This is a genomic window from Streptomyces sp. NPDC051315, assembly GCF_044455165.1.
Classification (GTDB): domain Bacteria; phylum Actinomycetota; class Actinomycetes; order Streptomycetales; family Streptomycetaceae; genus Streptomyces.
This window is the reverse complement of sequence record NZ_JBITEN010000012.1, coordinates 256968-277335: the sequence shown is the minus strand read 5'-3', so window position 1 is coordinate 277335 and position 20368 is coordinate 256968. Positions and strand designations below refer to the sequence as shown.

The window sequence follows — 20368 nt, the reverse complement described above, 5'->3', positions numbered from 1 at the left end:
CCCGCCCGGATATACTGTGCTCACTGAACTTCTGCGCGACCGCTCCATTCCAAGTCGCGAACCATTGAATATACGCAGAAAAATCCCCCGGACGCAATTGTCCGGGGGATTTCCTGGTGTACGGGGTGTTCAGAGCACGTCCGACAGCTCCTCCAGCAGCCGCCGCTTCGGCCGCGCCCCCACCATCGCCTTCACCGGCTCACCACCGCGGAACACCATGAAGGTGGGCATCGACAGCACCTTGTAGTGCTGGGTCGTGTCCGGGTTGTGGTCCACGTTCAACTGCACCACCTTCAGCCGCTCCCCCTCCTCCGACGCGAGCGCGCTGAGCACCGGCGCCATCTGCCGGCAGGGCGGGCACCAGTCGGCGGTGAACTCCACCAGCACCGGCAGATCCGCCCCCAGCACCTCCGCCCCGAAGTCCGCGTCCGTCACCTCGGGCACTCCGGCCGCCTTCGTCACCGTCACTGTCCTCCCAGCTCGCACACGGGTTCCGGACCCCCCGGAACCAGCGCCTCGGCACCCAGCTCGTCCCGCGCCGCCTCCGCTCGCGCGAGCTGCCCGGCGACCTTCTCCCGGACCGCGCGCAGATCCCCGATGAGCGCGTCCAGCTCGTCCAGCTTGCGCCGGTACACCGCGAGCGACGCCGGGCAGGAGTCGCCCTCCGGGTGCCCGGCGCGCAGGCACTCCACGAAGGGCCGGGTCTCCTCCAGTTCGAACCCGACGTCCTGCAACGTCCTGATCTGCCGCAACAACCGCAGGTCGCGCTCGTCGTACGCACGATGACCCAGTTCGTCACGCCGCGCGGGCAGCAGCCCCCGCGACTCGTAGTACCGCAGCGCCCGCGTCGTGGTCCCGGCCCGTGCGGCCAGCTCGCCGATTCGCATGGTGACGAACGTACGGCTTGACGCCGACGTCAAGGCAAGGGCGGCAGGAGCGGTTTCCGCTCGACCGGGGAGGTGAGCACGATCGACGTCGTCGTGCGGCCCAGCGCCGAGGTCTGTTCGAGGACCTCTTCCAGGTGGACCGTGTCCGCGACGGCGACCTTGAGGATCCAGCAGTCCTCGCCGACCACATGGTGCACCTCGGTGATCTCGGGGCGGTCGATCAGCTCCAGGGTGCGGGGGTGCTTGAGGGTGTAGCCGCCGTGCGGGTCGACCCGGATGAACGCCTGGATGCCGTAGCCGAGGCGGGCCGGTGCCACCTGCGCGCCGTAACCGGTGATCGCGCCGGTCGCCTCCAGCCGCCGCACCCGCTCGGTGACCGCGGCCGGGCTGAGGCGCACCCGCCGGCCCAGCTCGCTGAGCTTGATCCGTCCGTCGGTCTGGAGCAGGTGGAGGATCTGCCGGTCCAGCGCGTCGAAGGCCACCGACGTTCCGTTGGCGGCGGAGCGAAGATGCCGTGGTTCTTTCGGTGCGGTGGCCGGATCTCCCATGTCTTCCCCTTCAGACCTCGTGGGTACGCCGGGAGAATTATGGTCATGGAAAAGGCTGGAGGGGCAGTGGCCGGCACGGCAGGGGCCCGAGAGGTGTTGGTCATCGGCGGCAACCGGTATTTCGGGAAGCGGCTGATCGAGCGGCTGCTGAAGGCCGGAGACCGGGTCACGGTCGTCAACCGCGGATCGGCACCGCCACCGCCCGGCGTCACGCACCTCGTCGCCGACCGCGACGACGAGCGGTCGCTGAGCACGGCGCTCGGCGAGCGCACCTTCGACGTCGTGGTCGACCAGGTCTGCTACACCCCGCGCCAGGCGGCGACCGCCCTGCGCGTCTTCACCGGCCGCACCCGCCGCTACGTGATGACGTCCACGGTCGAGGTGTACGAGTACGAGGACTCGATCGCACCGGTGCGCGAGACGGACGTCGACCCGCTGACGGTGCCCGTCGACCTGGAACTGCCCTGGGACGACGCGCAGTTCCGGGAGTCCCACTACGGCGAGGGCAAGCGGCAGGCGGAGGCGGTGTTCGCGGCGGCCGGCGCCTCCGGCCCGCCGTACGTGTCCGTCCGGGTGGCCCATGTGCTGGGCGGGGACGACGACTTCACCGGACGGCTGGCGCACTACGCGGACCGTATCCGCGCCGGCGAGCCGATCGCCGTGCCCTCCCCGAACCATCCGGCGACGTACATCCATGTCGAGGAGATCGCCGACTTCCTGTTCTGGGCTGCGGGCGAGGACTTCACCGGGCCGGTCAACGCGGCCTCGCACCAGCCGCTGAGGACCGAGGAGCTGTGCGGGGCGGTGGCCGCACACGTGCCCGACGGCAGGATCGTCTTCCAGGAGGTGGAGGTCGGCGAGGTCTCGCCGTTCGCCTTCCGCCGCTGCTACGCGATGGACAACTCCCGCGCCGTACGGCTGGGTTTCCGCTTCGGGTGTGCCCGGCGGTGGCTCGGGCGGGCGGTGGCGGAGACGCTCGGTGCGCCCGGCGTGCGGAAGGACGGCTGACATGCGGTACCGCACGCTGGGCGGGCTGCGCGTGAGCGCGATCGGGCTCGGCGCGATGCCGCTGTCCATCGAGGGCCGGCCCGACGAGGCCCGTGCCCTGGCCACGATCCACGCGGCCCTGGACGCGGGCGTGACCCTGCTGGACACGGCGGACTCCTACCACCTGCCGGGCGCCGCGCCCGGCCACAACGAACGCCTGGTGGCCCGCGCCCTCGCCACCTACGGCGGTGCCACGGACGACGTGCTGGTGGCGACCAAGGGCGGCCGGGGCCGGCCGGCCGGCGAGGACTGGACGGTGAACGGCGATCCCCGGCACCTGAAGGCGGCCGCCGAGGCCTCCGCCGGACGGCTCGGTGTCGAGGCGATCGGCCTCTACCAGCTCCACAAGCCGGATCCACGGGTGCCGTTCGAGGAGTCGGTGGGCGCGCTGCGGGACCTGCTGGACGCGGGCACGATCCGGCTGGCCGGCGTCTCCAACACGGACGCGGACCAGATCCGCCGGGCCCGCGCGGTCCTCGGTGACCGGCTGGTCTCGGTGCAGAACCGGTACTCTCCCGCCGTCGGCGACAGCGAGCGGGAGCTGCGGCTCTGCGCCGGGCTGGGGCTGGCGTTCCTCCCGTGGAGCCCTCTGGGCGGCATCTCCCGCAGCTCCCTGGACGGGCCGTCCCGGCAGGAGGACGAGCGGCGTTTCGGCGCCTTCCACGAGATCGCCCGCGACCGCGGCGTGAGTCCCCAGCAGGTCTGCCTCGCCTGGCTCCTGGCCCGCTCCCCCACGGTCCTCCCGATCCCGGGCGCCAGCCGGCCGCGGACGGCACGGGACTCGGCGGGCGCGGCGGACCTGGTCCTCTCGGCCGAGGAGTCCGAACGGCTGGAGGGGGCGGTGGAGCGGGGGCGGAGGCTTCGGGTGTGAGGCGTCGTTCCCCGTCACCCACCCGGGTCGGCCGGACCACCGCACGCCGTGCGCCGCCGTAGGCGACGCGCGCCGCGGGGGCCGGACGTGCGGCCACGCTCCCCGGGTGGGCGTGGCCGCACCGGGAGGCGTGCCCACTCAGGAGGGCGTGGCCGTCCGAGGCCCGCAGGGCAGGTGGCTGCCGGATGCGCGCGGCGGCGAGGGTTGAGTGTCACCGGCGCCGCCGCGTCGGCGGGAGCACGAGCCGCGTCGGCGCTTCCGCCCCCTCAGCGGTGCCGGCCCGCATCGGCCACTTCGGCACCCTCGGCCGATTCCACGCCCTCGGCCGATTCCACACCCTCGGTGGTCTCGACGCCGTCCGCGGGGGCTTCGGCCCCTTCCGCCGCGTCGGCCGCTCCGGCCTGCTCGGCGGTACCGGCCTCCTCCTGCACCGTCTGCGTCCCGCGCGGCAGCAGCACCGCCACCAGCAGCGTGCCGATGCCCAGCACCACCGCGCCCACCAGGCTGGTGTGGGCGACCGCGTCCGCGAAGGAGGAGCCGACCGCGTCGGCCATCTGCCGCGCGTTCCCGGCGAGCTGGGTCGCCTGGGCCTTGAGCTGGGCGGCCTGCTGCGGGTCGGTCGCGCGTGCCGCCTGCTCGGCGAGCTGCGCGGCCTTGTCGGCGACGCCCTGGGCGACGGCGTACCCGGCGCCGACGGAGTCCTGGGCGGTGGCGAGGGTGCCGGCCGGGAGCTCCGCGCCGGAGGCGGCGTCCGCGAGGTGGTCCGCGTACGACGTGCCCAGCAGCGAACCGAGGATCGCGATGCCGAGCGAGCCGCCGAGCTCGAGCGAGGTGTCGTTCACCGCGCCGCCGACGCCCAGTTCGGGCTCGGGGAACGCCCCCATGATCGCGTCCGTGCAGGGCGAGAGGGCGAGCCCGATCGCCAGTCCGAGGACGACGAGGGGGGCGACGAAGTCGCCGTACGACGAACCCGCGTCGACCCGGGTGAGCAGGGCGAGGGCCGCGGTGCCTCCGGCCATGCCCGCGCCCACCGTCCACTTCATGCCGACGCGCGGGGTGAGGTAGCCGGTCAGGGCGGAGCCAACGAAGACCGCGCCGGCCAGCGGGAGCATGCGCAGCCCGGTGTCGAGGGCGTCGTAGCCGAGGACGAACTGCAGGTGCTGGGTGAGGTAGTAGAAGGCGCCGAAGACGGCCAGGAAGAACAGGGCGACGGCGAGGTTGGAGCCGGCGAAGCGGCGGTCGGTGAAGCGGCGGACGTCCAGGACCGGGCGCGGATGGCGCAGCTCCCAGAGGACGAACCCGAGCAGGCCCGCGGCCGCGACGGCCGCCGCCGTGATCGCCTTCACGCCCCAGCCGAAGTGCGGCCCCTCGATGATCATGTAGACGAGCGCGCCGGTCCAGACCACGGACAGCAGCCCGCCGACATGGTCGATACGGTCCGCGTGACCGGCCTTGGACGGCGGTACGAGGACGAGGGCGCCGACGATCGCGAGGACGGCGACCGGCACGTTGATCAGGAACGTCGACGACCAGCCGTGGTCCTCCAGCAGGGCGCCGGCCACCAGCGGGCCGGCCGCGATGGCGAGGCCGGCGGTCGCCGTCCACAGGGTGATCGCCTTGGCGCGCTCCGCGCGCGGGAAGGTCGCGGCGAGCAGGGAGAGGGTCGCGGGCATGATCATCGCCGCGCCGACGCCCATCACGGCCCGGGCCGCGATGACCGCCGTGGAGCTGTCGGCGAGGTAGCCGGAGACCGCGCCGCCGCCGAACACGACGAGCCCGAGGACGAGCGCGCCCCGCCGGCTGTACTTGTCGCCGATCGCGCCGAGCAGCAGCATCAGCGCCGCGTACGGCACGGTGTAGCCGTCGATCACCCACTGCAGGTCCGCGCTGGACAGGCCCAGGTCCTGGGTCATGTCGGGTGCGGCGACCGTGAGGGCGGTGTTCGCCATCACGATGATCAGCAGGCTCAGGCAGAGGACGAGCAGCGCCCACCAGCGCCGGCGGTAGGGGCCCTCCATCCGTTCGACCGGTTCGTTCATGACGAGTCGCATGGGCCGGGATCGCCTTCCTCAGGACGTACGCGGGGACGTGCGCGGGGATGTGCCCGACGGCACGCCCGCTGGATTTGCACACTGGCGTGCAATTTTTCAGTCATGTGCAATGTACGTCGATGCACAACCGTGTGCAAATCACGGGAGGAGAACGAGCCAGGGACGGAAGGCGGGCAGAATGGCCGCCATGACCACGGGTAACACCAGTCGCGCCGACGCCAACCGCCGCCGCATCCTCGACGTGGCCCTCGCCGAGCTGCTGCGCGACCCCGACGCGTCCATGGACCAGATCGCCCGCGCCGCCGGTGTCGTACGCCGCACGGTGTACGGGCACTTCCCCAGCCGTGAGGCACTGATCGGCACACTGGTCGACGGGGCGGTGGACGCGCTGGCGACCGCGCACGCGACGGGCCGCGAGGGCGTCGCGGACCCGGCGGAGGCACTGGCCCGCTCGGTGCTCGCGGTCTGGGAGATCGCCGACCGCTACCGCCTGCTGGTCGCCCTCGCCCAGCGCACGGTCACGATGCAGGGCATCCGGGAGCGGCTCACCCCGGTCCGTGAGAGCAGCGTCCGGCTGATCCAGCGCGGGCTGGACGAGGGCACCTTCGCCTCACCGCTGCCGGCGCCCGCCCTGGCGTACGTCCACGAGCAGATCCTGTTCGCCCTGATGGAGGCCGTGAACGACGACCTGCTGAGCACTCGCGAGGCGGGCCGCTCGGCCGCGGTCACGGTGCTGACCGCGTCGGGCGTGCCCGCCAATCTGGCCACCGCGCTGGTGGCGAGGGTGAGCGGATCCGGCTGACGCGCCGGCCCGGCCCGCCCACTCCGCCACCCGTCCGCTCCGCCACCCGCCCGGCCCGCCCGCTCTGCCGCTCGCCCCTCTGCCGCTCGCCCCTCTGCCGCTCATCCCTCCGGGCACGGAGAGAGACCGCCGGATCACCGACCTGGGCACTCGCCACCCGTCCGCTCTGCCGCTCGTCCGCTGGTCCGCTGGTCCGCTGGTCCGCTGGTCCGCTGGTCCGACCGGACGATGAGCTGCCGATGAGGCCGAAGGCCTGACATTCGCACGCCACCGCAACCGGCGCCGGTGTCCCAGCGCTCCTGTCCTGCAGATCCGCAATCAACCCGAGGAGCAGAGACGTGACCGCCATCACCGTCGAGCACAGCTCGCCCCGTACCTTCGTCGACCCGTACGCCGTGGACGACGCCGCACCCGTCTGGCCGGCCCCGGCCGGGCAGCCGCAGGACGCGGACGCGGACCACCTGCTGCCGCCGCCCCACCCCGCCGAGCGTCTGAGCCTCGCCCTCGACCCGCGCGACCGCCGGCGCCTCGATCTGCACGCGGCCCTGACCGCGGCCGGCATCCCGCCCCGCCCCGAGGACCGGGAGGCCATCGACCAGCTCAGCGCGCTGCCCCTCAGCGTCAACACCGCCCTCCAGCGGTGGCTCCGCCACACCCTCTGAAGCCAAGGAGGAGCCGGTGCCGGCCTGACGCGACCTGCGTATCGGCGTACGGCGCGCACGGCGCGTGAGGGGGGATCCGACGCGGGCCGCGCACGGGAAGACCCACAAGGCCAGCGCACGGGAAGACCGCCTGCGGCCCGCGCACGGGAGACCGTACGCGGGCCGCAGGCGGATAAAGAGAGAACCGGGCGGCTGAGCTACGGGGGAGCACTCAGCCGCCCGGAGTGGGGGGCGGACACCGCACGGGACCACCGCGGGGATACCGCGGGCGGTCCCGCCGGGACCTCGGCCGGATGCCCGGCCCCGGTTCAGGCGGGGCCGGACACCCGGAGTCCGGGACCGGTCAGGCCTTGGCGAGTTCCTTCTCGCCCTCCTCGTGCTGCTCGGGCACGTCCGCGGCCGCCGGAGCGGGACCGTGTCCGTCGTCCAGCAGCGTCTTCTCGTCGAAGGGCGCCCGGCCGGCGAGCACCTGCTCCACGCGGACCTTGTCGATCTCCTTGGTCCAGGTGCCGATCAGGACGGTGGCGACCGCGTTGCCCGCGAAGTTGGTGAGGGCGCGGGCCTCGCTCATGAAGCGGTCGATGCCGACGATCAGACCGATGCCGTCCACCAGGGCCGGCTTGTGCGACTGGAGGCCGCCGGCCAGGGTCGCGAGGCCGGCGCCGGTGACACCGGCGGCACCCTTGGAGGCCACCAGCAGGAAGAGCAGCAGCGGGATCTGCTCGCCGACCGACATCGGCGTCCCCATGGCGTCGGCGATGAAGAGCGAGGCCATGGTCATGTAGATCATGGTGCCGTCGAGGTTGAAGGAGTAGCCGGTCGGGACGGTGATGCCGACGACGGGCTTGCTGACGCCGAGGTGCTCCATCTTCGCGATGAGACGCGGCAGGGCGGACTCGGAGGAGGAGGTCGACAGGATCAGCAGGAACTCACGGCCCAGGTACTTGAAGAGCGTGAGGATGTTCAGGCCGGCGACGATCCGCAGCAGCGCGCCGAGCACGATGAAGACGAACAGGAAGCACGTGACGTAGAAGCCGAGCATCAGCACGGCGAGGCTCTTGAGCGCGTCCACGCCGGCGGAGCCGGTGACGGCCGCGATGGCACCGAAGGCACCGATCGGGGCGGCCCACATCACCATGGCGAGGATGCGGAAGACGAGCCGCTGGATGTGCTCGACACCGCGCAGGATCGGCTCTCCGGCCGCGCCCATGGCCTGCAGGGCGAAGCCCGCCAGCAGGGCGATGAGCAGGGTCTGCAGCACCTCGCCGCCGGTGAAGGCGGAGACGATCGTGGTGGGGATGATGCCCAGCAGGAACTCGGTGGTGTCCTTGGCCTCCGCCGACACCTGCGCCTGGCCGGTCTCCTTGACCGCGTCGGTGATCGCGAGGCCGGTGCCCGGCTCCAGGATGTTGCCGACGACCAGGCCGATACCCAGCGCCACCAGCGACATGGCCAGGAAGTAGACGAGGGCGATACCGCCCACGGCGCCGACCTTGGCGGCCTTCCGGACGGAACCGATGCCGAGCACGATCGTGCAGAAGATGATCGGCGAGATCATCATCTTGATCAGGTTCACGAAGCCGGTACCGATGGGCTTCAGCTCGACCGCGAAGTCCGGTGCGATCAGACCCACGGCGATGCCGATGGCGACCGCGACGATCACCGCGATGTACAGGTAGTGGGTGCGGTCCCGCTTGGCGGGTGCGGCAGGTGCCGTATGGGGAGTGGTGCTGGCGGCCACGGCTGCCCTCCTTGACGTCTTCGTCGGCATCACCGGCGTGCGGCTCACGTCCGGGGGTTATGGGGATTGCCGTGACTATCCCCCCACGCTGTGAGCGCGGTCACCCTTCCGTTCATTTAGTTCACGCTCGACGCCGGGGGCACACTGACGGCATGCGCATCCCCGCCCCCCGACCCCGCAGCCTGGCCGGCCAGCTCTTCGCCATGCAGGCCGTGCTGATAGCGGTCGTCGTCGCCGGTTACGCGCTGTTCACCTACGTCAGCGACCGCGGCCAGGCCGAGGAGGCGGCGCGCCGCCAGGCCACCGCCGTGGCCCGCTCGGTCGCCGACTCCCCGTCCGTGCGCGAGGCGATCCACACCGGGAACCCCACGGCCGAGCTCCAGCCGTACGCGATGCGGATCATGCGGGACACCGGGGTCGACTTCGTCACGATCATGAACCCGGAGGGCATCCGCTGGACCCACCCCGACGTCGACGAGATCGGCCGGCACTTCCGCGGCAACACCGCGCGCGCCCTGAAGGGCGAGACGTTCACCGAGACCTACACCGGCACCCTCGGCCCGTCCGTCCGCGCGGTGACCCCCGTCGAGGACGACGACAAGCGGATCGTCGGCCTGGTCAGCGCCGGCATCAAGGTCGAGGCGATCAGCAAGCGCGTCTCGGACCAGGTGACGGCCCTGTTCGGGGTCGCGGCCGGCGCGCTCTCGCTCGGCGCGGTCGGCACCTACGTCATCAACGCCCGCCTGCGCCGCCACACCCACGGCATGAACGCGACCGAGCTGAGCCGGATGCACGACTACCACCAGGCGGCGCTGCACGCCGTGCGCGAGGGCCTGCTCATGCTGGACGGCCAGTACCGGGTGGCGCTGGTCAACGACGGCGGCCGGGAACTGCTCGGCGTCTCGGAGGAGGTCGTGGGCTGCTCGGTCGCCGACCTCGGCCTGCCCGCCCCGCTGACGGGCGCGCTGCTGTCCTCCGAGCCGAGGGTGGACGAGGTGCACCTGACGGCGAACCGGGTGCTGGTGGTGAACACCTCACCGGTGTCGGGCGGCGAACACCGGGGCACGGTGGTGACCCTGCGCGACGTCACCGAACTCCAGTCCCTGATGGGCGAGTTGGACTCGGAGCGCGGTTTCACCCAGGCGCTGCGCTCGCAGGCCCACGAGGCGGCCAACCGTCTCCACACCGTGGTCTCGCTGATCGAACTGGGCCGCGCGGACGAGGCCGTCGACTTCGCGACCGCCGAACTGGAACTGGCCCAGGCCCTGACCGACCAGGTGGTGGCGGCGGTGAGCGAGCCGGTGCTGGCGGCCCTGCTCCTGGGCAAGACGGCCCAGGCGAACGAGCGCGGGGTGGAGCTGGTCGTGTCGGAGGAGAGCGGCCTGGACGACGGGCTCCTGCCGGAGTCGCTGCCGGCCCGGGACCTCGTCACCATCCTCGGCAACCTCATCGACAACGCGGTGGACGCGGCGCAGGGCAGCGTGCGGGCGCGGGTGACGGTGACGGCGTCGACGGAGGGCTGCAGGGGCGGTGCCGGGGGCGGTGAGCTGGTGCTGCGGGTGGCGGACACCGGGGCGGGAGTGGATCCCGCGCACGCCTCCCAGGTCTTCGAACGCGGTTTCTCGACCAAGCCGGCGGGCCCCGGGGGCCGGGGCCTGGGCCTCGCCCTCGTCCGGCAGGCTGTACACCGCCACGAGGGCACGCTGTCGGTGACGGAGGCCGAAGGGGGCGGCGCCGAGTTCGTGGTGCGGTTGCCGTTGCGAACGACGGTTCCGGCCGCGCCGGTGTCGGGAGGCGAGAGATGACGGACGTGACGGGCGGGACCGGCGGCGAACCGATCAGAGTGCTGGTGGTCGAGGACGACCCCGTGGCCGCCGACGCGCATGTCCTGTACGTCGGCCGGGTGCCGGGGTTCGTCGCCGTGGGCAAGGCCCACACGGGCGCGGAGGCGCGGCGGCTGCTGGACCGTACACCGGTGGACCTGCTGCTGCTGGACCTGCACCTCCCCGACGGACACGGGTTGCAGCTGGCCCGGTCACTGCGGGCCGCGGGCTACCACGCGGACGTCATAGCGGTGACGTCGGCGCGGGATCTGACGGTGGTGCGGGAGGGCGTGTCCCTGGGCGTCGTGCAGTACGTGCTGAAGCCGTTCACCTTCGCGACGCTCCGCGACCGGCTGGTGCGGTACGCGGAGTTCCGGGGGGCGGCGGGCGAGGCGAGCGGCCAGGACGAGGTGGACCGCGCCCTGGCCACCCTGCGCGCGCCGGGGCCGGCCGCACTGCCGAAGGGACTGAGCGGGCCGACGCTGGAGCGGGTCGTGGGGGCCGTGCGGGAGGCGGCGGAAGGGCTGACGGCGGCGGGGGTGGCCGAGGAGGTGGGGATCTCGCGGATCACGGCTCGGCGGTATCTGGAGCACCTGGTGGAGGCGGGACGGGCGGAACGGAAGCCGCTGTACGGGCAGGTGGGGCGGCCGGAGCTGGTGTACCGCTGGGTTCGGACGGGGCGCTGAGGACGGCGGCCGGCATCCGGGCGGCTGCCAGGGGGCGCCGGCTCGGGCGCAGGCGTCCGCGGCTCGCCGCCAGGCCCTCCGGGCTTCGGCCGGCCGGCTCGCCGACAAGGTGCGCTCCGGCTCGACGCCGAGCGCCGGCAGGAGCGACCGCGGCGCCTGATCCCCGGTGACCGGAAAGGCCGTCGTACCGAACACCTGGACGAGCGACCGAGGCGCCCGATCCGTGGTCACGGGAAAGGCCGTCCTACCGGGTCATGTCCCACTCCCGCCCCCGCCCCCGCTCCCGAACGGCACCGCGTACCGCACGACGTACACCCCCAGCCCCGCCACGGCCACCGCCTCCACGACGGACAGGGCCAGCAGCCCCGCCGAGACCTGTCCCCCGCCCCAGTACACGGCCAGCCCGCTCAACGGCACGACGCAGAAGGCCAGCAGATCCACCACGCACTGCACGAGCTTGCGCGAGTAGCGGCGGGCGTCGCTCCGGTGGAAGCTCTCCCACCGGAACGTCTCCGCCTCACCGGCGAGCGCGGCGAGCCGAGGCGCCAGTTCCCCCCGCACATACCGCCCGATCGCCGAGATCTTCTCGTCGTTGACCAGGTAGGTCCACCCCAGCACGACACACACCGGTGGCAGGGCCAGCAGCATCTCCGTCCGCTCGGCCTGGGCCGCCGCCGCGATGACGGCCGCGACCACGGCCAGCGTCACGTACAGCAGGTTGTCCCGGAAACCGATCCGCGCCTTCTGCTCGTCCTTGACGCTCTGGTACTCGACGAGCAGCAACTGCCCGACGGTGACGTCGCGTTCGGCCATGGCAAGCGCCCCTTCCCCCGGTGGACCTGGCAGTACCTTAAGGGGGTGCCAGAGACGAATCCCACTGTCGTGGTCCTCACCGCCCTCCCGCTCGAGTACGCGGCCGTGCGCGCCCACCTCGCCGACCGGGAGGAGGACGTCCACCCGGAGGACGGCACCCGTGTCGAGACCGGGCGCCTGGACGGCACGTCGTGGACGGTGGCGCTCGCCGAACTGGGCGAGGGGGTGGACAACGCGGCCGCGATGACCACCCAGCTCATCGGCTGGCTCCGCCCGCAGGCCGTCCTGTTCGTCGGCATCGCCGGCAGCCTGAAGGGCGACATCGGGATCGGTGACGTCGTCGTGGGCACCAAGGTCTACGGCATCCATGGAGGCAAGTGGACCCCGCAGGGCTTCCTGTCCCGTCCCGAGGCCTGGCGCGCCTCCAACGCCCTGGTCCAGGCGGCCCGTTCCGCGGTGCGGGACATGACGGACGTACGACCGCACTTCAAGCCGATCGCCTCGGGCGACGTCGTCCTGGCCGACGCCGCGTCCGAGATCGCCCGGCACCTGCGCGAGCACTACAACGACGCCGCCGCGATCGAGATGGAGGGTTCGGGAGCGGCCCACGCGGCGCATCTGAACGGACAGCTGCACGCCCTGGTGATCCGCGGCATCAGCGACCGGGCCGACGCCGGGAAGGCGGACGCCGACGCCGGCGGCTCCCAGGAACGGGCCGCCGTGCAGGCGGCGAAGGTCGCGGTGGCGGTGCTGCGCAAGCACCGTCCGCGAGGCGGCTCTCCCGACTCCCAGGAGGGCCCCCAACACGGCTCCGGCAACCGGAACACCTACGGCGGCGACCACATCGACCTCCGGGGCGGCACCTTCCACGGGCCGGTCACCGTCAAGCGGGTCGGAAAGCCGTAGGAAGACCGTCCACGGCCCGGTCCCCCGGGCCACGGCCGTCCTCCCGCCGCGCCCCCTCGGCTTCACCGGCCGGCGGGAACAGCTCGACCGCCTGCTCACCCAGCTCGCCCCCACGCCGGACGATGCCGGCGCCCTCCCCGTCCTCATCTTCGCCGTCACCGGCATGGGCGGCATCGGCAAGACCGCGCTGGCGGTGGAGGCGGCGCACCGGGCGTGCGGGAAGGGGTGGTTCCCGGGCGGGACGCTCTTCGTGGACCTGCGCGGGTACGACGACAATCCGGTGACCGCGGATCAGGCGGTGCTGGCGCTGCTGGACGCGCTCGGGGTGCGGGGCGCGGACCTGCCGGCGACGGCGACGGGCCAGTACGACACCTACCGGGGACTGCTGGCCGAGCGGCCGGGGCGGATGCTGCTGATCCTGGACAACGCGTCGGATCCGGAGCAGTTCCGGGAGCTGCTGCCGGGCACCGGCCGCCACCGTGTGCTGATCACCTCGCGGGACCGGCCGGACTCCCTGCCGTTGCGGCTGGTCGACCTGGAGACGCTCGCCCCGGACGACTCCGTCGACCTGGTGACCCGGGCCCTCCTCGACGCCGACGAACGCGACGAGCGGCCGCGGCGCGAACCGGACGCCCTGCGCGAGCTGACGGAGCTGTGCGGCCACCTGCCCCTCGCCCTCCAGATCGCGGCCGCCATGCTGCGCAGGCGCAGACACCGGGACATCGCGACGCTGGTCACCGAGGTCAGGGCTGCCGGGGACCCCGCCGCCGTCCTCGACACCGGTCGCCCCGGAGCGGACCTGTACGGGCGGCCGCTCGCCCTGCGCCCGGTGCTGGAGACCTCCTACCACCGTCTGCCGGACGACCAGGCCCGGATGCTGCGCCTGCTGTGCCTCGCCCCCGGCGCGGAGACCGGGCCGGGGGCCGTGGCCGCGATGGCCGGTATCGACCGCGACGCGGCACTGACGCTGCTGGAGGACCTGGCCGCGACCCATCTCGTCACGCCGGTCCGGCGGACCGACGACGCGGCTCGCGTCACCCGCTGGCGCGTGCACGATCTCGTGCGGGCGTTCGGCGCGGGCGTGGTGGCCGCCGACCCCGCGTTCCGGGAAGAGGGGGAGGCCGCGCGGGAGGCGGTACTGACCTACTACTCCGGTATGGCCGCCACGGCGAACGCCCGCCTGGTGACCGCGCCGGACGGGCCGGAGCGGTTCACGGACCGGGCGCTGGCGCTGACGTGGCTGGACTGCGAGCGGTCGGCGCTCGTGGCGGCGGTGCAGTGGGCACGGGAGGAGCGGTTCGCGCAGGCGGCCGTGACGCTGGCCGAGTCGCTGGGCGAATACCTCTCCTGGAGGCGGTACTTCGACGACTGGGTCACCGTCTCCCAAAGCGCCAGGGACGCGGGACACCGCGCGGGAGACCGCCGGACCGAGGCCGTCGCCTGGAACAACCTCGGTCTGGCCCTGCGGGAGGCCGGACGTGTGGAAGAGGCGATCGCCGCCCACGTCCAAGCCTTGGAGCTGCACCACGCCGACGGAGGCCGCGCCAACGAGGCCAGCGCGTGGAACAACCTGGGCAACGCCCTCCAGACGGCGAACCGCCTGACGGAGGCCATCGAGGCGCACACACGTGCCCGCGACCTGTACCACGCCGTGGAGGACCCCCGTGAGACGAGCGCGTGGAGCAATCTGGGCAACGCCCTGTCGAAGGCGGGCCGGCACGCCGAGGCCACCCGGGCCCTCACCCATGCTCTCGAACTGTGCCGGAGGGACGGCAACCGGCACGGCGAGGCCATCATCCTCAACAACCTGGGTTCCGCCCAGCGGGTGAGCGGCGAAGGGGACAGGTCGGCCGAGGCGTTCGGGAGAGCGCTGGAGATCTACGAGGAGTTCGACGACTCGTTCGGGGTGGGCCAGACACTCCAGAACCTGGCGCACATCCACCTGCTGGAGCACCGGCCGGTCGAGGCCCGCACCACCTACCTCCGAGCCGCCGAGGCCTTCACCCGGGCCAACGCCCCCACCGATGCCGCCCGCGCCCGCGCCTCCGCCGCCCGACTGACCGACCGGTCATGACCGTACGTTCCTACAACCGGTGACTATGGCCAAACAGCCCGTAGTCACCCTCCCGCACGGCCCCTACCTTGTCCCCCGTGCCCCGACCCCCGTCCCACGCCCACCAGCCCGGACCCCCCTTCGACGCGCCCGCCGCCCGCAGGCTCCGCGCGGCGCTCGGCATGACCCCCGCCCGTGTCGCCCACCACCTCCGCACCTCCTACGGCCTCCCCCACGTCACCCCGGATCTCGTGGTCACCTGGGAACGCGGAACCGCCACGCCCACGCACCCGGAACTGACCGCGCTCGCCGCCGCCCTGTGGTGCTCCCCGGCCGACCTCATCGGCCGCCCCCGCACCCTGCGGGAACACCGCATCGCCCGAGGCCTCGCCCCCGAGGACGTGGCGCGTGCCGTCGGTCACGAGTTCCTGGCCTACGTCCGCATGGAGGAGAGCGGCCAGTGGCGCGGCACCGAGCGCCAGTCCGCCGCCCTCGCCGAGCTGCTCGGCCTGACCCTGCCCGACCTGATCGCGGTCACCGGCCGCGAGGGGAGACTCGCCGACCTGCTGCGCGGCGCGGCCGCCACCCGCTGGCAGGCGTACGTCAGGCCCGTCGGCAGAGTCGTGCCCCTGGACCGGCGTCTCCTGGAGGAAACCCTGCGGGAGCTGCACCGGAACTACCAGGGGCACATGGTCGCCACCCTGCGCTGGGGCGACGGCAGCGCGGCCGGTGAGGCGAGCGACACCGGCCGGGACTTCCTCGACCGGATCGTCGAGCACTTCTGGAGCGCCCTGGAGAACGGGACCGGCTGAGCGAACCGCCTCGGGAAGCCGGGAGAACCCGCCCCGCGAGGAGCCGCCCTACGAGGAGCTCGCCCTAGAAGACGGACTCCGCCTCGTCCATCCGGTCCTTCGGGACCGTCTTCAGCTCGGTCACCGCCTCCGCCAGTGGCACCATCACGATGTCCGTCCCCCGCAGCGCCGTCATGTTGCCGAACTCGCCCCGGTGCGCCGCCTCCACCGCGTGCCAGCCGAAGCGGGTGGCGAGGACGCGGTCGTAGGGGGTGGGGGTGCCGCCGCGCTGGACGTGGCCGAGGATGACCGGGCGGGCCTCCTTGCCGAGGCGCTTCTCCAGCTCGTACGCCAGTGCCGTACCGATGCCCTGGAAGCGCTCGTGACCGAACTTGTCGATCGCGCCCTTGCCGTAGTCCATGGTGCCGTCGGCGGGGTGGGCGCCCTCCGCCACGCAGACGACCGCGAACTTCTTGCCCCGCGCGAAGCGCTCCTCGACCATCTTCACCAGGTCGGCCGGGTCGAAGGCGCGCTCGGGCAGGCAGATGCCGTGGGCGCCGGCGGCCATCCCGGACTCCAGGGCGATCCAGCCCGCGTGCCGGCCCATGACCTCGACGACCATCACGCGCTGGTGGGACTCCGCCGTCGTCTTCAGACGGTCCATCGCCTCCGTGGCCACGCCGACCGCCGTGTCGAAACCGAAGGTGCGGTCGGTCGACGAGATGTCGTTGTCGATCGTCTTCGGGACGCCGACCACCGGCAGGCCCGCGTCCGACAGCATGCGGGCCGCGGTCAGCGTGCCCTCGCCGCCGATCGGGATCAGCGCGTCGATGCCGAAGTCGTGGATCATGTCGCCGGCGCTCTCGCAGGCCTCGCGCAGCCGGTCGCGCTCGAGCCGGGAGGAGCCGAGGATCGTGCCGCCACGGGCGAGGATGCCGCTGACCGCGTTCAGGTCGAGCGCGCGGTAACGGCCGTCGAGGAGACCGGCGTAGCCGTCCTCGAACCCGATGACCTCGTCGCCGTAGTTGTCGACCGCTCGGTGCACGACCGACCGGATCACTGCGTTCAGCCCGGGGCAGTCGCCACCTGCGGTGAGAACTCCGATACGCATCGTGCTGTGTCTCCTGCTCGCTTCGACACCGGTGAGCCAACCCCGATTCTTTCATGCCCCCGAGGGGGCTGTCTCTTGACGGGCGCCTTATCCGCGGGCAGGGGTATTGTCAAGAGGGTTCTGCTCACCTTGGTGGGCGATTTTTGTGCACGGCGGGTTCCCCCGGGGCAGCCGACGAAGAAGACGACGACGAGACGAAACGGAGAGCACGCGTGACGCGCAGCGTGTACGTGACCGGGATCGACCGCGGCGACGGCCGCCAGGTGGTCGAACTGGGGGTCATGGAGCTCCTGACCCGGCAGGTCGACCGGGTCGGCGTCTTCCGCCCCCTCGTCCACGACGGGCCCGATCGTCTGTTCGAGCTGCTCCGTGCCCGCTACCGACTGTCCCAGGACCCGGCGACCGTCTACGGCATGGACTACCACGAGGCGTCCGCCCTCCAGGCGGAACAGGGCGCGGACGAGCTGGTCTCCACCCTCGTCGACCGGTTCCACCGCGTCGCCCGTCACTACGACGTCGTCCTCGTCCTCGGCACCGACTACGCCGACACGCAGTTCCCGGACGAGCTGTCCCTCAACGCGCGTCTGGCCAACGAGTTCGGCGCCGCCGTGATCCCCGTCGTCGGCGGCCGCAAGCAGACCACGGAGTCCGTGCTCGCCGAGACCCGCAACGCCTACCGGGCCTACGAGGCGCTGGGCTGCGACGTCCTCGCCATGGTCGCCAACCGGGTCGCCCGGGAGGACCGTGAGCGGATCGCCGGTCAGCTCGCCTCCCGCCTGCCGGTGCCCTGCTACGTGCTGCCCGACGAGCCCGCCCTGTCCGCGCCGACGGTGGCCCAGGTCAGCTCCACCCTGGGCGCGAAGGTGCTGCTCGGCGACGACTCCGGCCTCGCCCGGGACGCCCTCGGCTTCGTCTTCGGCGGCGCCATGCTGCCGAACTTCCTGAACGCCCTGACGCCGGGTTGCCTGGTGGTCACCCCGGGCGACCGGGCCGACCTGGTCGTCGGCTCGCTGGCCGCGCACAGCGCCGGCACCCCGCCGATAGCCGGCGTGCTCCTCACCCTCGGGGAGGTGCCGAGCGAGGACGTCCTCACCCTCGCCGCCCGGCTGGCCCCCGGCACGCCCGTCCTGTCGGTGGCCGGCAACAGCTTCCCCACCGCCGAGCAGCTGTTCTCCCTGGAGGGCAAGCTGAACGCGGCCACCCCGCGCAAGGCGGAGACCGCGCTCGGCCTGTTCGAGCGGCACGTCGACACCGCCGACCTGCTGAGGCGGGTCTCCGCGCCGAGCAGCGACCGCGTCACGCCGATGATGTTCGAGCACAAGCTGCTGGAACAGGCCCGCTCCGACAGGCGCCGGGTCGTCCTCCCCGAGGGGACGGAGGAGCGCGTGCTGCACGCGGCCGAGGTGCTGCTCCGCCGCGGCGTCTGCGACCTCACCCTGCTCGGCCCGGTCGACCTGATCCGCAAGAAGGCCGCCGACCTGGGCATCGACCTGGGCGACTGCCAGTTGATCGACCCGGCGACCAGCGAGCTGCGCGACGGCTTCGCCGAGCTGTACGCGGGCTTCCGCGCCCACAAGGGCGTGACCGTCGAGCTGGCGTACGACGTCGTCTCCGACGTGAACTACTTCGGCACGCTGATGGTCCAGGAGGGCCTCGCCGACGGCATGGTGTCGGGTTCGGTGCACTCCACGGCCGCGACCATCCGGCCCGCCTTCGAGATCATCAAGACCAAGCCGGACGCCGACATCGTCTCGTCGGTGTTCTTCATGTGCCTCGCCGACAAGGTGCTGGTGTACGGCGACTGCGCCGTGAATCCCGACCCCGACGCCGAGCAGCTCGCCGACATCGCCATCCAGTCGGCGGCGACCGCCGCCCGGTTCGGGGTGGAGCCGCGGATCGCGATGCTGTCGTACTCCACGGGGACGTCCGGGTCGGGCGCCGACGTCGACAAGGTGCGGGAGGCCACGGAACTCGTCCGCGCCCGGCGGCCCGACCTGAGGATCGAGGGGCCGATCCAGTACGACGCGGCCGTCGAGCCGTCCGTCGCGGCGACCAAGCTGCCGGGTTCCGAGGTCGCGGGCCAGGCCAGCGTGTTGATCTTCCCCGACCTGAACACCGGCAACAACACGTACAAGGCCGTGCAGCGTTCGGCCGGCGCGATCGCCGTCGGGCCGGTGCTGCAGGGTCTGCGCAAGCCGGTCAACGACCTGTCGAGGGGCGCCCTCGTGCAGGACATCGTCAACACCGTCGCCATCACGGCGATCCAGGCCCAGTCCCCCAGCGAGAAGGCAACCGCCCAGTGAGCTCCACGCGCGTCCTCGTCCTGAACTCCGGCTCCTCGTCGGTGAAGTACCAGCTGCTCGACATGCGCGACAGCAGCCGGCTGGCCATGGGGCTCGTCGAGCGCATCGGCGAGCAGTCCTCCCGGCTCAAGCACACGCCGCTGACCGGCGGTGAGTCCCGGGAGTGGACCGGGCCGATCGCCGACCACGACGCCGCCCTGAAGGCCGTGGCGGAGGAGCTGGCCAAGGACGGCCTGGGGCTGGACTCGCCCGAGCTGGCCGCGATCGGGCACCGCGTGGTGCACGGCGGCAAGCACTTCACCGAGCCGACGGTCATCGACGACGCCGTCCTCGCGGAGATCGAACGGCTGATCCCGGTGGCGCCGCTGCACAACCCGGCCAACCTCACCGGGATCCGCACGGCGCAGGCCCTGCGGCCCGACCTGCCGCAGGTCGCCGTCTTCGACACCGCCTTCCACACGACGATGCCGGAGTCGGCCGCGCGCTACGCGATCGACGTGCGGACGGCCGACGAGCACCGCGTCCGGCGCTACGGCTTCCACGGCACCTCGCACGCGTACGTCTCCCGGGCGACCGCGAAGCTGCTGGGCAGGGCGCCGGAGGAGGCCAACGTCATCGTGCTGCACCTCGGCAACGGGGCGTCCGCGTCGGCGGTGCGGGGCGGCAGGTGTGTGGACACCTCCATGGGGCTGACGCCTTTGGAGGGGCTCGTGATGGGTACGCGCTCCGGAGACACCGATCCGGCCGTCATCTTCCATTTGGCGCGTGTTGGCGGAATGTCCATCGACGAAATCGACACTCTTCTCAACAAGAAGAGCGGACTGATGGGCCTGTGCGGCGACAACGACATGCGGGAGATCCGGCGCCGGATCGACGAGGGCGACGAACAGGCGAAGCTCGCCTTCGACATCTACATTCACCGTCTGAAGAAGTACATCGGCGCCTATTACGCCGTGCTCGGGCGGGTGGACGCGATCGCGTTCACCGCCGGGGTGGGCGAGAACGCCGCCGAGGTGCGGGAGGCGGCCGTCGCGGGCCTGGAGACCCTGGGCATCGTGGTGGACGGCGAGCTGAACGCCGTCCGGAGCGACGAGCCGCGCCTGATCTCGCCCCGTGACGCGCGCGTGAAGGTCGCCGTGGTGCCGACCGACGAGGAGCTGGAGATCGCGACGCAGACCTACGCATTGGTGGGAAACACAAACTGAGCAGGAAAGCAACTGAGCGCCGGCCACCTCATTTGTATCTTCCACCAGACGGAATATTCCGTAGCGAA

General features: G+C 72.4%; 18 protein-coding genes. 11 read left to right on the top strand and 7 right to left on the bottom strand.

What is annotated here, in order from left to right; genetic code table 11:
- Positions 1-129: 129 nt before the first annotated feature.
- From trxA to ACIBBD_RS24035, 3 genes are read right to left on the bottom strand one after another with little or no spacing between them, the layout of a single operon-like run.
- On the bottom strand, positions 130-444 hold the full coding sequence (trxA, locus tag ACIBBD_RS24045) for a thioredoxin (RefSeq protein WP_399421557.1): 315 nt from the start codon (positions 442-444) through the stop codon (positions 130-132).
- 20 nt (positions 445-464) lie between these two features.
- Positions 465-887, bottom strand: a complete 423-nt coding sequence (locus tag ACIBBD_RS24040; RefSeq protein ID WP_399421539.1) for a MerR family transcriptional regulator — start codon at positions 885-887, stop codon at positions 465-467.
- A gap of 29 nt (positions 888-916) precedes the next feature.
- A complete protein-coding gene (locus ACIBBD_RS24035; protein ID WP_399421538.1) occupies positions 917-1369 on the bottom strand; it encodes an Lrp/AsnC family transcriptional regulator in 453 nt (150 codons plus the stop codon).
- A 105-nt stretch (positions 1370-1474) separates the two neighbouring features.
- Here ACIBBD_RS24035 and ACIBBD_RS24030 point away from each other — a divergent pair, with 105 nt between their 5' ends.
- Positions 1475-2443, top strand: a complete 969-nt coding sequence (locus ACIBBD_RS24030; RefSeq protein WP_399421537.1) for an NAD-dependent epimerase/dehydratase family protein — start codon at positions 1475-1477, stop codon at positions 2441-2443.
- A gap of 1 nt (position 2444) precedes the next feature.
- Positions 2445-3353 carry an aldo/keto reductase gene (locus tag ACIBBD_RS24025; RefSeq protein WP_399421536.1) on the top strand — a complete coding sequence of 303 codons (909 nt, stop codon included), beginning with the start codon at positions 2445-2447 and terminating at the stop codon, positions 3351-3353.
- A gap of 266 nt (positions 3354-3619) precedes the next feature.
- Here ACIBBD_RS24025 and ACIBBD_RS24020 read toward each other — a convergent pair whose 3' ends face one another.
- A complete protein-coding gene (locus tag ACIBBD_RS24020; protein ID WP_399421535.1) occupies positions 3620-5404 on the bottom strand; it encodes an MFS transporter in 1785 nt (594 codons plus the stop codon).
- A gap of 178 nt (positions 5405-5582) precedes the next feature.
- Here ACIBBD_RS24020 and ACIBBD_RS24015 point away from each other — a divergent pair, with 178 nt between their 5' ends.
- A complete protein-coding gene (locus ACIBBD_RS24015; protein WP_399421534.1) occupies positions 5583-6206 on the top strand; it encodes a TetR/AcrR family transcriptional regulator in 624 nt (207 codons plus the stop codon).
- A 338-nt stretch (positions 6207-6544) separates the two neighbouring features.
- Positions 6545-6868, top strand: a complete 324-nt coding sequence (locus ACIBBD_RS24010) for a hypothetical protein (RefSeq protein WP_399421533.1) — start codon at positions 6545-6547, stop codon at positions 6866-6868.
- A gap of 343 nt (positions 6869-7211) precedes the next feature.
- On the opposite strand, the gene ACIBBD_RS24005 is transcribed toward ACIBBD_RS24010, so the two are convergent.
- The gene (locus tag ACIBBD_RS24005; protein ID WP_399421556.1) at positions 7212-8639 is read right to left on the bottom strand and encodes a cation:dicarboxylate symporter family transporter; all 1428 of its coding nucleotides are present in this window, start codon (positions 8637-8639) and stop codon (positions 7212-7214) included.
- Between the two features lie 122 nt (positions 8640-8761).
- Between ACIBBD_RS24005 and ACIBBD_RS24000 the strand changes: the two genes are divergently transcribed.
- Both ACIBBD_RS24000 and ACIBBD_RS23995 read left to right on the top strand, forming a co-directional pair.
- Positions 8762-10414, top strand: a complete 1653-nt coding sequence (locus tag ACIBBD_RS24000) for an ATP-binding protein (protein WP_399421531.1) — start codon at positions 8762-8764, stop codon at positions 10412-10414.
- Complete coding sequence (locus ACIBBD_RS23995) at positions 10411-11118, top strand: response regulator (protein ID WP_399421530.1); 708 nt, start codon at positions 10411-10413, stop codon at positions 11116-11118. The genes ACIBBD_RS24000 and ACIBBD_RS23995 overlap by 4 nt, the downstream gene beginning before the upstream one ends.
- A 252-nt stretch (positions 11119-11370) precedes the next feature.
- Here ACIBBD_RS23995 and ACIBBD_RS23990 read toward each other — a convergent pair whose 3' ends face one another.
- Positions 11371-11931 (bottom strand): hypothetical protein, encoded by a 561-nt coding sequence (locus ACIBBD_RS23990; protein WP_399421529.1) that lies wholly within the window; start codon positions 11929-11931, stop codon positions 11371-11373.
- A gap of 45 nt (positions 11932-11976) precedes the next feature.
- Here ACIBBD_RS23990 and ACIBBD_RS23985 point away from each other — a divergent pair, with 45 nt between their 5' ends.
- The 3 genes from ACIBBD_RS23985 to ACIBBD_RS23975 all read left to right on the top strand — a co-directional run bounded on the left by ACIBBD_RS23985 (position 11977) and on the right by ACIBBD_RS23975 (position 15702).
- Positions 11977-12837 carry a 5'-methylthioadenosine/S-adenosylhomocysteine nucleosidase gene (locus tag ACIBBD_RS23985; RefSeq protein ID WP_399421528.1) on the top strand — a complete coding sequence of 287 codons (861 nt, stop codon included), beginning with the start codon at positions 11977-11979 and terminating at the stop codon, positions 12835-12837.
- 91 nt (positions 12838-12928) lie between these two features.
- Positions 12929-14911: an ATP-binding protein gene (locus ACIBBD_RS23980; RefSeq protein ID WP_399421555.1), complete on the top strand. Its 1983-nt coding sequence runs from the start codon at positions 12929-12931 to the stop codon at positions 14909-14911.
- Positions 14912-14979: 68 nt separating this feature from the next.
- A complete protein-coding gene (locus ACIBBD_RS23975) occupies positions 14980-15702 on the top strand; it encodes a helix-turn-helix domain-containing protein (protein ID WP_399421527.1) in 723 nt (240 codons plus the stop codon).
- A gap of 64 nt (positions 15703-15766) precedes the next feature.
- On the opposite strand, the gene ACIBBD_RS23970 is transcribed toward ACIBBD_RS23975, so the two are convergent.
- On the bottom strand, positions 15767-16792 hold the full coding sequence (locus ACIBBD_RS23970) for an ATP-dependent 6-phosphofructokinase (RefSeq protein WP_399421526.1): 1026 nt from the start codon (positions 16790-16792) through the stop codon (positions 15767-15769).
- 212 nt (positions 16793-17004) lie between these two features.
- On the opposite strand from ACIBBD_RS23970, the gene pta reads away from it, so the two are divergent.
- Together pta and ACIBBD_RS23960 are read left to right on the top strand one after the other, a co-directional pair.
- On the top strand, positions 17005-19095 hold the full coding sequence (gene pta, locus ACIBBD_RS23965; RefSeq protein ID WP_399421525.1) for a phosphate acetyltransferase: 2091 nt from the start codon (positions 17005-17007) through the stop codon (positions 19093-19095).
- A complete protein-coding gene (locus ACIBBD_RS23960) occupies positions 19092-20300 on the top strand; it encodes an acetate kinase (RefSeq protein ID WP_399421524.1) in 1209 nt (402 codons plus the stop codon). Before pta ends, ACIBBD_RS23960 begins: the two co-directional genes overlap by 4 nt.
- Positions 20301-20368: the final 68 nt, after the last annotated feature.